Raw genomic sequence first — 12,205 nt, forward strand, 5'->3', positions numbered from 1 at the left:
TTTACTCTAACATACGTTTTAAGGCTAATAAAACATCGTATGGTCCTTCTACAATAGTGGAATTAACCAACCAGTCGGGAACAGAACCACCTAAGTCAGCAACAGATTGTTGAACTACTTTAATAATGCCGTTGCCTTGATCTATAAATAACCAATAGCCTTTGGAACGAGGGACGCGTACAATACCATCTTTTTTAGGGATATAATCAGGCAATGATTTCATGGTTACTTTTACCTGATTGCCCGTTTTGGTAAAAACAGAATGTGTGATATTATCTCGATCTGCAACGGGCCAAGGAGCATTACCCAAGTTATAGGTAATAATGTCTGTTTTTGAATTTTCCTTTAGGTTGGATACTTCTATACTTCTTGCCATAAACGCCTTTCGTTGTACGGGGTCTCTATAGGCTTCTACCGCTTTTTCTAAGGTTGTCTTAATATAAACGGTTGCTCGGTATTCTTTAATGCTCCAACCATCAATAAAACGAGTTTCTATTTTAACGCCATTTTTTTCTTTGGCAACTTTCCAAGTACTTTGAGCATGAGATATTTGAAAGCTAAAAGAAAGCCCTAATGTTAGTAGTAGAGCACAGAAGGAGTGATGAAGTGTCTGCATTTGATGATAGTTTTTTGTTTGTTGTTTTTGGGTTCAACAAACGATGTTTTTTGAGATTGTTACGATATGAATTGACGACAATAGATGCACTTTTATGTAGTCGTCACTTCAAACCTTATAATATAAGCTAAATTGATCAATAATGCAATTACAAAAGTTAATTAAACGTTTGATAAGACTCTATATTAGTCTTTTTGGATATTTAAATTCTTGATTATTAGTTGTTAAAACAATGTATTTTTATGAAAAACAAAAAAAGTGCCGCCTTTAAACTTGGGCAACACTTTTTTAATAAGCGGTCAAAACTAAACCGTGTAATAAACTATTCTAGTTTTATTGGCTATCAACGTAAAATAAAAATAGCGGACTATTGGATGTTTTTTAACAATGAAAGCGAATAAAAATAATTCTTTTGAGACAGAAAACTACTGGTCAATTATTGTAGCATCGCATCTAATATTTGATGGTTAAAATGTTCTGTCGATTGTACAAAAGCGCGTACCTGTTGCAACTTAGCTCCTAATTTCTTTTTTGTTAACTCTGCTGTATAGGCTAAGTCTAGGACTTCACATCCTACTTGTTGGGCTCTTTCTAATGATTGAAATAAAATTTGTTTGTAGGTATTATAAGTTTTGACATAATTGTAATCTAATCCTACTAGCATAGCATTGTAGGTACTTCCATTGATTTCGCTAAATAAAATTCCAACCAAAACAGGTGATGTTGCGCCTTCTACAAATTCTGGTTTTAGGTAGAGTTGAATAACATCGTAGTTGTTATTGGCGCACATAGCTTTAAAATAATGCTTGGGTAACTTGAATACATTCAGTTCTAAAGCTTTCTCAAATACAGCCGAATAAAGTTGATAACAAGCATCTATTTCTGATTCCGATTGAGGCTTATTGGTACGCACTATAAATCTATCTTCAAACTGCAAGATTTCTTTTCGGACATTATAGCGATACTTTTGACCTAGTAGAGCCAAATAAGTTGCTCGATCATTCCAAGCTAAAGACTCTACAATACAATTGTCTAGGAGGTTGTAGTTGATTAATCCCAATTCTAAAAATACTTGTTCTAGTTCTTTGTCTTCGTACCCTACAAAGTCTCGCAACATCAACTTAGTAGCGCCTACTTGTTCCATGGTCTCTTGCATTGCTTTTACCAATAAAGCTAGAGCTTCCTTCCAGTTATTGTGTTCTCGATTAATATAAACATGCTCTCCTTTTGTAATCATAGAACCTGTCATGACATTTTTAGAGCTAAGGACATAAGGATCTTCTTGGCGCATCAACTCAACTTTGGCAGAAACAGAAGCAGGAGAAAACATATCATCTTTGACTAGGGCAGTGGTAAAGAATGTTTTTAAAACAATAGTACCTTGTGAGTCTTTGATGGTTACATACTGGAATTTCCAGTTATTTTCAGGTGCTGAATTGCCTTGAAAACATTGTTCTACCAGTTTTAAATTATCATAGTTTAAATTGCCATTATTGATAAATAGTTGATCCCATTCTTTTTTATGAACCTTATTGATGGAATCTTTTATTTCAATTTGTAAACTAGTCCTGCTTTCTTTTTCAGAATCTTGGGAACCGTTAATACTGATATTAAAGCTTGGGATGTCAAATACTTTGCTAACATAGGCACAACTACTACCTGCATCTATTAGTGCATGCAGATAATTTACTTGCAATGCTTCCAACATATTATTGATGTCTTGCTTGCTTAAATTATTATTAATCATAAAACGGACGCCACTTTTTTTCATTGGTACTGCTGGAAAAGCTGCAGAATTTAAGTAAAAACCATCGTCTTTCATTTTGCTGACAATATCATAGGTAATAGCGGGTAAGCCAGCGGGAATAAAAAACAGAGGGCTATCTGTTTGCATGAATTGAGGTAAGGATAACTCATTAAGTCGAGTATTGGTATAATCAATTAATTCTCTTAATTCTGCCTGCCGTTCTTCTAAGGCTTGGGACATATGGAATTTGATCGAAGCACATGCGGCTCCCAACATTGGAGGTTGTATGGGACCGCAAAAAATATAGGTAGAGCCGCAGTTACGAACCTTCTCTTCCATTTCCGCATTGGGAAACACCATACATCCACCTGCTGCACCAAATGATTTGTTGAGAGATACCGCTAAAACCATTTTATCATGATGCTTCATATGGCTGCGGACAACGCCCACACCATTCTTGCCCGTCCAGCTCATTCCGTGGGCATCATCAATATACAAGTGAAACTTTTTGTATTGATCCATCAAGGCTTCTAAGGCTTGAAAAGGAGCAAAGTCTCCATACATTGAGTAGACCCCATCTGCGAAATACCATATTTTGTCGTGCTTGTTATTTAAGTGCTGAATCTTTTTTTCTAAAGATTCCATGCAGTTGTGGCGAATAATGTAAACGGGAACTTTTCGAGCTTTAAGTAGTTGTGTTGCCATTTGAATGCTCGAATGGACTTGCAAGTCTAAGATGATAGCATCGTTGTCACCAACAATAACAGGTAAAGTAGCTAGGTGTCCTAGAGTAGTGCTAGCTGTAACAATAGTTGGTTTTTCAAAAATAGTATTTAAAGAATGTTCTAACTCATGATATAATCCTAAAGAAAGATAAGTTCTGGAGGAAGAGAATTGAGTGCCATATTTGGTGACGGCATCAATAACGCCTTCTTTGAGCATGGGGTGAGTTTCTAAACCCAGATAGCTGCAAGAACCAAAATTGACTAAGGAATTGCCATTAATAGTGACTACTTGACCATCTAAATTTTCATCTTCTGTATGATGATGTATTAAGCCTCTGTTACTTCCATCTTTTACAATTTGATTTAATATATCTACTGCGCTTGCCATGATTTTGTGTTGTATTTAGATTTTTACATTAAAATATTGAAGCTTCCTACATCAACAAGTCGGCAAACGAACTTCTTCCCCCTAAAAGAAAATTAAAAAAGTAAATTATCGAACGGCTACACGTGCAATCATTTTGTAGTATAACCAAGGTATAAAACGCTTGATATAGACCATGATAACTTCTTTTTTGCCGATGTAAACTTCCTTCTTTTTTTTCGCTATTGCTTGCAGCATCTTTTGGGCAAAGACATCCACCTGTATGCCGTTACTTTGTCGATTATCCATGCTACCTTGAGCTTGACCATCTCCAACAAAAGCATTGATAGAGACATTGGTTTTGATAAAGCCAGGGCTGATTAAGGTTACATCTATGGAATTGTTTACCAGTTCAGCTCTTAAAGAATCAAAAAAACCGTGCAAGGCGTGTTTGGTGGCAGCATAAGCGGAACGGTAGGGGGTTCCAAAAACTCCAGTAAGACTAGTGACCGTTACAAAATGCCCTTTTTGTCGTTTTAAGAAATGGGGTAGGAGGGCTTTGGTTAAGGCAATGGTGCCAAGGTAATTAATGTCCATCAAGCGTTTGTCTACTTCAAAAATAGTATCTTGAGCTAGCGAACGCTGAGAAATTCCTCCATTATTGATTAAGATGTCAATGGGACCTCTCTCTTGGATTACTTTCTGTACGATACTAGGAATTTTGTCATGCTGTTCTAAGTCTAAGGTTTGTACATATACCTCTTGGCAAGTTTTTTGGCAAGTTTGTTGAACCTGCTTTAATACAGCTGTTTTTCTACTGGACAAAATTAGAACAGCACCTTGTTTTGCCAAGGCATAAGCCAATGCTTCTCCAATGCCAGAAGAAGCTCCCGTGATCCAAATTACTTTGTTTTTAAATGTCATAATGGTGATTTGTTGTATAAAAAAATGACTTGGCTAAGTACTCAAAAGATAATAAAAAACCACAAATTAGTACTTGAAAATAAGCTGAAAACCAGCTTGGGTACTAATTTGTGGTTCGATTTAAGATACTTCTCTTTAGCTTTGTGGCAAATAAAACTCTACGAAGCTATATGCTTGAAGTCTTAGCCTAAGTGTGTTGAGTCGTTTTGCTAATTTTTGTCCAAAGCAATCACAACAACGGCAACGTCTTGTTTGGCTGTAGCACTTTGTTTAAAAGCAATTAATTTGCCCGATTTATTGGTGTAATTTAAATTCTGAAATGCCCGATTACCAACAGCAGCCATTACATTATCATAAAAATTATTGTTGCCTGCTTGGTCGATTCTTTGTTGAATTTGGTCAGGATTTAATTCATTTTTAGAATAGACAATTGCCATAAAGTCACGAGTACCCTCATCGTCTGCAAAAAACTTCCCATTTCGAGGGAAAAGGCGTGTCCCTACAATTCCCATATACGAAGAATATTGGTCGGAAGGAGGAAAGATTTTTAAGGCTTTGCCTTGACGATTGCCACTGTCCGCTTCCTTGCTAAAAACGTAGGTGAAACATTCTAAGGAGTTGGTGATTTCAATTTTTAGCTCTGTACCAATTTTGATAGGACTTGTTGTTTCAAAGAGATTATCTCGAACATTTTTTAAATCAAGAGTAGTGCCTCTAGCAACATCATACAAGCCGCATTCAATGGCAAAGTCTGTGGAAGAGGAAGTTGTTGCTTTTTGGTGAGGAAACACCCCATAAGCTTCTCTACAGAAGATTTTAAAATCATCATAATCTACAAAAACAAAACCTCTATCGCCCCATTCTGTTCCCCAACTATTCTGAATTTCAAATTGTTTTTTGTTATCATCATAACCAATTAGACACATGGCATGTCCTCCCAAATTGTTGACATTACGTTTTTCGGAGGCTCTAGGTTTCCATACTTTCTTGCCCATCATATCTTGAAAAGAATAGGGAACTTTAGCAGCAATAATCACAGGCGCTCCTTGTGCAATATTTTGTTTGACAGCTTCTAAGTCAACATCGTAGTTGCGCCCTGTTTTAGTCAAACGATTGTATCCTCGAATTCTATGTTGCAGAGCTTCTTGCAATTGTGCTTGTGAGGGCTGTTGGCTACAACTATTTTCATTATAAGGAAATTTAGAAAACTCCAACAAACCTTTTTGTTTCATATGTTCCAAGGCTTCACCAGTATAGGCGCCTTGACAGCCTCTAATGCCAATTTGGTTGTACAAAAAAGAAGGGCTATAAGCAATGGTATTGGGATTGGCACCCGTACTTGCTGCTTCTAAGATCGTTCTAGCAGCATAGGCACTAGCCCAACCCACACAAGAACCTTGGCTCCCTTGATTGAGTGGTCTAGGAGCATATTCTCGCAAGGAGACTTTGGCAGGGAGACTATATTTGCTAGAAGAAGAAGAAAGTGCTGCAAAAACTTTTGATTCGTTGTATTTCTCTTGACTAATTTCACAACCCATTCTGTAAATATCTTGCGAGTTGTTATCATTGGTAGGTGTAGAAATGCCAGGACCCATTATAAAAAAGGCAATGGCACCAATGATAATAATAGGAACTGCAAATTTAGGATATCGAAAAGCAAACATAATAATAGCCATGATAATTGCACTATTATTTCGGCCGCCACCTCCACCGCCTCGGTTACTGTTATTACCTCCATTATTGTCGTTGTCGGGTCTAAAACGTATTGCCATTTTGTATAGAATTGTAGTAATTAAAAGATGGTTTGAGTATAGTATTGATACTGTGTGGTTCTTGTGAACATTACTCCGTTGCTTTTTTACGGTTTTACTTCGTGAGCCTGCGGGTTCGTAGAAAAACTAAAAAAGCAACGGAGTATTATGTGAAGTAATGTCGTATTTAAGATACAAAATAAACTAAGAATTTATGTAACTGGGACTAAAAAAGGAGTTGGGTGTCTAAAACGAGAAAGGGAATGATTTTAAACCCCAAATTTGTGACGCACCTCTTGAGGTAAATCTTCTAAGTAGTCCACATCACTTAATAAGGGCAACTCTACGAAACTATAGTTTAAGGTATTAAAATCGTTTATGGTTGCTTGATACAAGCCTTCTGTACTCCATGCCTTGTTTTGAAAAATAGCAGGTTCTAAACGGCGCATACCCAATAAGTAATATCCTCCATCTTTGGCAGGTCCAATAACAAAATCGTGGTTTAAAAGTGCTTCAAAGGCTTGATTGATAATCTCTGTTGTCAATTCGTAGCAATCGCTACCAATAATAAGCACACGTTCGTAATTATCCGCAAAGGCAACTTCAAATCCTGCTTGCATCTTTTTTCCTAAATCTCCTTTTTCTTGAAGCGTTTTGGAAAATTGCTTATCAGAGAAAGCATCATCAGACGCGATGTGGTTAGAATAAAAGACACGTTTATCTCCATTTGCCGCAGCCGTTAAATGAGCGGTATGTTGCAATAAAAATTGATAAATTTCTAATGCTTTTTTATCGCCAACCGATGCTGCTAAGCGCGTTTTTGCAGTACCTAAAATAGGATTTTTAGCAAAAATCATTAACAAACCTTTTTTATTCATGTATATGATGTTTAGTAGTTAGCGCAGCTAACTGTTGTGATGTTTAAACTTATACGATTTAGAATGTGGGGGCTTTGCTTTTAGTTAACGACACTGTTACTACGTAGTTTACACAAAGTATGGGGAGCGTTTTATACTATAATAACTTTTGCACAATAGTCAATTGTTTTAATAAACTATTGTCATCTCCGACTGTATCCATTTGCCCCAAGAAGGAGCATATCCATGAATGCTATCTATCAATTGATTATTAGTATTAACAACAGGATGTCCTTGGTTGACCCATTCAAAAATTCCCCCATACAGATTGTATACATTAGTAAACCCCATTTCTAACAATTGTTCACCAATACGCTCACTACGATACCCGACAGAACAATATACCAAAATTGCTTGATTTTTGGATAAGGTGTCAATAACTTGTTTGTTCATAGTAGGGTAGCCGACCCAAATAGCATTGGGCAAACTGCTGATTGCAAACTCTTCGGCAGCGCGGGTATCTAAAACAACATAGGAACTGAGTTGTGCTGTTTGATTGGGATAAACAAAAGGAACCGTTTTGCTGTACAACGCTTCTAGCATCTGATTGTAATTGGATGCTGTTAAAACGCGAATCCATTTTATCCCGAAAAAAGCAATGAGGCCAATAGTAAGGAGTATTCCTGTTAGAAGAACATATTTCATTGATACATTTTATTTTTGATGGCAAAATGTAGGGTAAAAGAATAGACATGATCACGAATAGAGTTGTATTGTCGAGAAGGCAAGATTTTTTTGAAGGACAAGAAAAAACGCCAACTCATATAATTAACTCCAAATTTTTCGAATAATTCCGAGCCAAGCACTAATTTGGTAAACAAACCAAGCTAAAAAACAGCCTAAAAAACTACCTGTTATGACATCCAAAGGATAGTGCACCCCAACGTAGACTTGACCATAAGCTACTAATGCAGCCCAAAGAAACAAAGCTATAAAATAGCTCTTTTTCCATGTCATTCTAAAAATTAAAAAAAGTTGCATCGTCACTGCAAAATGATTGGTGGCATGCGAAGAAGTAAAACTAAACCCACTCCCACAAGCAACTAATGTTCGAACATCAGAGAGCTGAGTATTATTACAAGGGCGCACTCGTTCTACTGCTTTTTTGATCCATTCGCTGCTAATATGATCGGCTAAGGCAATGGTGAGCCCGAGGACGATTAAGACCCAAATTGTCTTCCAACCTCTGTCTTTACCAATGACCAAGAGTAATAGAATATAAAGTGGAATCCATGTCGTCTTGGTACGCCAATAAACAAGTACAGTATCTAAGCACGCATTGTACCATTGTGTATTAATCAGAAGAAAGAGTTTTTCATCCCATTGTAATAATAATTCTAGCATGACTTTACAACTAAAATTAAACGTTCTGAATGGACAGGATCGTAACCAGACAAATCGAAGCCCCCAAAAGTTGTTACCAATTCCAATCCTACTTGCTCAAAAAGGCGTTTAAAGTCCTCTAGGGTAAAGGCACGGACTTTTTCTTGGAAGTAGAACTTCTCGCCATTGTCTTCAAAGCGAATGTCTTTTAATATGTATCCATTTTCTACACTTCTATTAATTTTAAATGTAATACCAGAAAGCGTTTTTTCTTCTGTTAGAACAAGTTGCTGAATGACTTTATGCGCATTAAAAAAGTCAATAACAAGTCTACCATTTGGGACTTTTAGCCCCTTTTTCATCTCTTGTAGTGTTTGAAGGTGTTCCTCTTCTGTAGGAAAATACCCAAAACTTGTAAAAAGATTAAAAATATAATCAAAGGGACCAACAGTCAATGGCATCCGCATATCATGCGTTGCAAAATGCAAGTGTTTGTGTTCAAATTGTTGAGCATGCTCAATACTTTCTGAGGATAAATCAACCCCAACCACATCAAATCCTTTGTCTGCTAAATAGATTGAATGCCGACCTTTACCACAAGCTAAATCCAGTATTTTTGCTTGTTGAGGAACGGCTAGATGTTGAACCAAATTATCCATGAAAAATTGAGCTTCCTTATCGTCACGATGTTGGTATAATAAGTGATAATAACTGGAATCAAACCAAGTTGCAAACCAAGTACTCATAATGATTGTTTTGTATTAAAATTATAGAAGTTCGCTAATTTAGTGGGCGTGCTAGCAAGCCTTTTGTAGACAACTAGCCTTGGTTGATATAACCCAAGTCTTCTAATGTTTCAAAAATGTCGTCTAGATCATCAAACGATTTTACACCTACTTTTTCTTCTTCCCCTCCTTGCAAACTAATGCCATGTGGTTTGATGGTTTCTAAGTATTCTTGCATTTGAGCAGGAGGACAAACCAGACTAACTAGTATAGCGTATTCCATGCATAACTCTTGCAAGGTTGCCAAGGCAATTCGATTGGCTTTTAGATCAGTCCAACTGATGCCATTTTTTTCTAAATCTAAGTAAAAATAATCAACGTGTTGAGCAGCAGTATCACATTGTTCTGCAAAGGTGTTCATATTCTTTAAATCGTCCAAAACCCACTCTTTTATCACCGTTACATCACGAAGGTTTTTGGCAATCGTATAATCTGTGTACATGCTTAGTTGCACAGCATCCAATTGTAGTAATTCAACAGAGGCGAGTATGTCTGTCAATTTTTGATCCAAGCCAAATTCGCCGACTATTTTGGGACCAACCAACCAATCTTTAATTTCTTTAACATCTTGAGGGCGGGTATAGTTTGCATTTCCCATTTCTAGGGAAAAGCCAAGCCACTCGACATTCCACGCTGCAAAATAACGTGCGTCTGTAAGATTATTGATGCTAGTCGCTTTTATTTTCATATTAATTTTCTTTCTTTAGAAATTTTGAAGATGATATATAATAGATAGTATTGAAGCTCTGTTGGCGTCAATAACAATGCATAGAGTTGCTCCTCAAAAAGAAGCAAAAAAACAAGGTGAAAAACGATCAAAATGGTGTTTATTGACGTTCAAAGGTAACAAATAATATTGAGCTAGAGCAAAAAAATAGGTACTTGGACAAAAGAAACTATACCATAAAATGATTCCAGTTTTATTTACAATCAAGGTAAAAAAATGAAAACAGGTCTTTGGAGGCGAGGAACTTTGACGATACCATTTATAGTAACCAACTAAGGGGTGATTTGTTGTAAAATGAGCTTGTTAAGTAAGCAAAAATAAAAAAGTAGGAATGTTAATAGAAAATTTTTAAGCGAGCCTTTGATCCGTTTTGCTTGTTTTCGTTTTGATAATGCTGCTATCAAACTGTGAGCTCCTTCGCAACTAACAAAATGGTTTGTAAACGTGACAGCAATTTACTTTACAGAGGACTTAACCATTTTTGCGCCATTTTAACAGCATTTGTTCCAACATTTTTACATCAATTGGCTTAGCCAAAAAGTCATCCATACCAGCAGCTTCACAGAGTCGTTTGTCTTCTAACATGGCATTAGCTGTCATCGCAATTATCGTTGGTTGATGGGCCAGCTCTTTTCTGATAATTTGAGTAGCTTCTAGACCATCTAAAACAGGCATTTGAATATCCATCAAAACTAAATTATAAGCATGTTTTTTTAGAATTTCAATGGCTTCTTGTCCATTGGTAGCGGTATCGGGTTGATAGCCCATTTTTTGCAAAATACGAACGGCCAAGAGCCTATTAATTTTGTCATCTTCCACCAACAAGATGTCCAAGGCTGTTTTTTTTGCAATTTGATTATCAATAGTAGTAGGTTGTGTAAATGTGCTTAACCTAGATTGCTTTTGAAGGACATCAAGTTGAATTGAAAAGTAAAAAATAGAACCTTTCTTTTCAATACTTTTTACCCAAATATTTCCCCCCATTAACTCTACAAAATGTTTTGAAATAGCCAAGCCTAACCCCGTTCCGCTTTGTAGTCTTGTTCTAGAGTCATCTACTTGTGTGAAGGCTTCAAATAGATTGTCCAAACTTTCTTTTGGGATGCCAATACCTGTATCTTGTACACTAAATTCTAAGATTACTTTTTGGTCAATTTTATTAATCCTTTGTACGCTAATATGGATGGTTCCTTTTTCTGTAAATTTAGTAGCATTGCCAATTAAGTTAACCAATACTTGTTGGATTTTACCTCCATCTCCTGAAAGGATATTGGGAATATTTTTTTCGATGTAATAGGTGAGTTTGAGTCCTTTCTCCATTACTTTTGGAGTCGTAATATTAATGGCATCTTCAATACATTCCGTCAAAGAAAAAGGCTCGATTCTAAGCTCGGTTTTTCCAGCTTCCGCTTTGGAGTAATCTAAGATTTCATTAATAATTTTTAGCAATCTCTTGCTGCTAACTTTGATCGTTTGAACATATTCTTTTTGTTCGGAATTGGGTTCTGAGGCTTCTAACAAAGAAGCCATTCCCATAACACCATTCAATGGCGTTCTAATTTCATGACTAATGTTGGCTAAAAATCGAGATCGAGCATTGTTTGCTGCAATCAACCGATTTTGTTTTTCGATAGCGTTTCTAGATTCCTTATTGTATTCTATTTTTACTAGGATTAGTGCTAATGCTGTAATAGCAAAACAGATTAATAAGTTACAGGTAGATGCCCAAAAAACGCCTACATCAGACAAGTTAGATTGAATATAGTGTGGGTAATTATACTCTACATACAATAGAAAGAACACATCTAGAAGCAGGAGTAATATATATCGCGTATAATATTTTTCGGGGCTTGTAATGGCATAAAAACTAATTAGCAATAGAAAAAAATAGCCTGTACCTCCTTGCAGTCCATTGGTAAAACACCAGTTTAAGGACAAAGCAATTAAGGCATAAAACCTAAAAATAGTTTCTATAGATGCTTTTATTTTGTAACCGTTAGGAGATGCTAACAGTAAGCTGGAAAAGACAATAGAACTAATTAGAGAATTAATAAAAGCATTGGAACTGGTAGACAATAAGTAGCCATACAAGACTGAACAATAGAAAGAAATGAAGGTGACGGCTAACAAAGCCTGCTTTAAAAACTGTTCGTTTAAAGATAAGTTACTATTATAAAATGAGAGATACTTTTTCATTTTGATGGACTAATCTTTATCATTAGACATTATTGTCAGTATACTAGACGTATTACTTTTTAGCAAATGATTGAATAAGTAGCGGACTACCATCTTCATTATTCCGTTGAAACCACACAGTAGCAGTGCA

The 12,205-nt window shown here is 36.2% G+C and carries 10 protein-coding genes; all 10 read right to left on the bottom strand.

The features are described from left to right. Window position 1 precedes the first annotated feature (1 nt). The 10 genes from CG11_RS02290 to CG11_RS02335 all read right to left on the bottom strand — a co-directional run bounded on the left by CG11_RS02290 (window position 2) and on the right by CG11_RS02335 (window position 12,075). Window positions 2-616, bottom strand: a complete 615-nt coding sequence (locus CG11_RS02290; protein ID WP_052592705.1) for a hypothetical protein — start codon at window positions 614-616, stop codon at window positions 2-4. 436 nt (window positions 617-1,052) lie between these two features. Further along, window positions 1,053-3,476, bottom strand: a complete 2,424-nt coding sequence (locus CG11_RS02295; protein ID WP_052592707.1) for an aminotransferase class I/II-fold pyridoxal phosphate-dependent enzyme — start codon at window positions 3,474-3,476, stop codon at window positions 1,053-1,055. A 105-nt stretch (window positions 3,477-3,581) separates the two neighbouring features. Further along, on the bottom strand, window positions 3,582-4,376 hold the full coding sequence (locus tag CG11_RS02300) for an SDR family oxidoreductase (protein ID WP_052592709.1): 795 nt from the start codon (window positions 4,374-4,376) through the stop codon (window positions 3,582-3,584). Between the two features lie 209 nt (window positions 4,377-4,585). Further along, complete coding sequence (locus tag CG11_RS02305; RefSeq protein WP_052592710.1) at window positions 4,586-6,148, bottom strand: C1 family peptidase; 1,563 nt, start codon at window positions 6,146-6,148, stop codon at window positions 4,586-4,588. Window positions 6,149-6,396: 248 nt separating this feature from the next. Beyond that, on the bottom strand, window positions 6,397-7,005 hold the full coding sequence (locus CG11_RS02310) for a TIGR04282 family arsenosugar biosynthesis glycosyltransferase (protein WP_052592713.1): 609 nt from the start codon (window positions 7,003-7,005) through the stop codon (window positions 6,397-6,399). Between the two features lie 168 nt (window positions 7,006-7,173). Further along, complete coding sequence (locus tag CG11_RS02315) at window positions 7,174-7,689, bottom strand: rhodanese-like domain-containing protein (RefSeq protein ID WP_052592715.1); 516 nt, start codon at window positions 7,687-7,689, stop codon at window positions 7,174-7,176. Between the two features lie 123 nt (window positions 7,690-7,812). After that, window positions 7,813-8,388, bottom strand: coding sequence for a phosphatase PAP2 family protein (locus CG11_RS02320; RefSeq protein WP_052592716.1), 576 nt, complete (start codon window positions 8,386-8,388; stop codon window positions 7,813-7,815). Further along, window positions 8,382-9,113: a bifunctional 2-polyprenyl-6-hydroxyphenol methylase/3-demethylubiquinol 3-O-methyltransferase UbiG gene (locus tag CG11_RS02325; protein WP_231512751.1), complete on the bottom strand. Its 732-nt coding sequence runs from the start codon at window positions 9,111-9,113 to the stop codon at window positions 8,382-8,384. Before CG11_RS02325 ends, CG11_RS02320 begins: the two co-directional genes overlap by 7 nt. A gap of 73 nt (window positions 9,114-9,186) precedes the next feature. Beyond that, window positions 9,187-9,840, bottom strand: a complete 654-nt coding sequence (locus CG11_RS02330) for a hypothetical protein (protein WP_052592720.1) — start codon at window positions 9,838-9,840, stop codon at window positions 9,187-9,189. 510 nt (window positions 9,841-10,350) lie between these two features. After that, the gene (locus CG11_RS02335; RefSeq protein WP_052592721.1) at window positions 10,351-12,075 is read right to left on the bottom strand and encodes an ATP-binding protein; all 1,725 of its coding nucleotides are present in this window, start codon (window positions 12,073-12,075) and stop codon (window positions 10,351-10,353) included. Between the last annotated feature and the right edge of the window lie 130 nt (window positions 12,076-12,205).

The sequence above is a fragment of the Aureispira sp. CCB-QB1 genome, assembly GCF_000724545.1.
Classification (GTDB): domain Bacteria; phylum Bacteroidota; class Bacteroidia; order Chitinophagales; family Saprospiraceae; genus Aureispira.

Excerpts from the sequence above, each read along its gene's own strand:
- CG11_RS02305 (WP_052592710.1), bottom strand. The coding sequence starts at position 6,148 with ATGGCAATACGTTTTAGACCCGACAACGACAATAATGGAGGTAATAAC.
- CG11_RS02295 (WP_052592707.1), bottom strand. The coding sequence starts at position 3,476 with ATGGCAAGCGCAGTAGATATATTAAATCAAATTGTAAAAGATGGAAGT.
- CG11_RS02310 (WP_052592713.1), bottom strand. The coding sequence starts at position 7,005 with ATGAATAAAAAAGGTTTGTTAATGATTTTTGCTAAAAATCCTATTTTA.
- CG11_RS02290 (WP_052592705.1), bottom strand. The coding sequence starts at position 616 with ATGCAGACACTTCATCACTCCTTCTGTGCTCTACTACTAACATTAGGG.
- CG11_RS02325 (WP_231512751.1), bottom strand. The coding sequence starts at position 9,113 with ATGAGTACTTGGTTTGCAACTTGGTTTGATTCCAGTTATTATCACTTA.
- CG11_RS02335 (WP_052592721.1), bottom strand. The coding sequence starts at position 12,075 with ATGAAAAAGTATCTCTCATTTTATAATAGTAACTTATCTTTAAACGAA.
- CG11_RS02330 (WP_052592720.1), bottom strand. The coding sequence starts at position 9,840 with ATGAAAATAAAAGCGACTAGCATCAATAATCTTACAGACGCACGTTAT.
- CG11_RS02315 (WP_052592715.1), bottom strand. The coding sequence starts at position 7,689 with ATGAAATATGTTCTTCTAACAGGAATACTCCTTACTATTGGCCTCATT.
- CG11_RS02320 (WP_052592716.1), bottom strand. The coding sequence starts at position 8,388 with ATGCTAGAATTATTATTACAATGGGATGAAAAACTCTTTCTTCTGATT.
- CG11_RS02300 (WP_052592709.1), bottom strand. The coding sequence starts at position 4,376 with ATGACATTTAAAAACAAAGTAATTTGGATCACGGGAGCTTCTTCTGGC.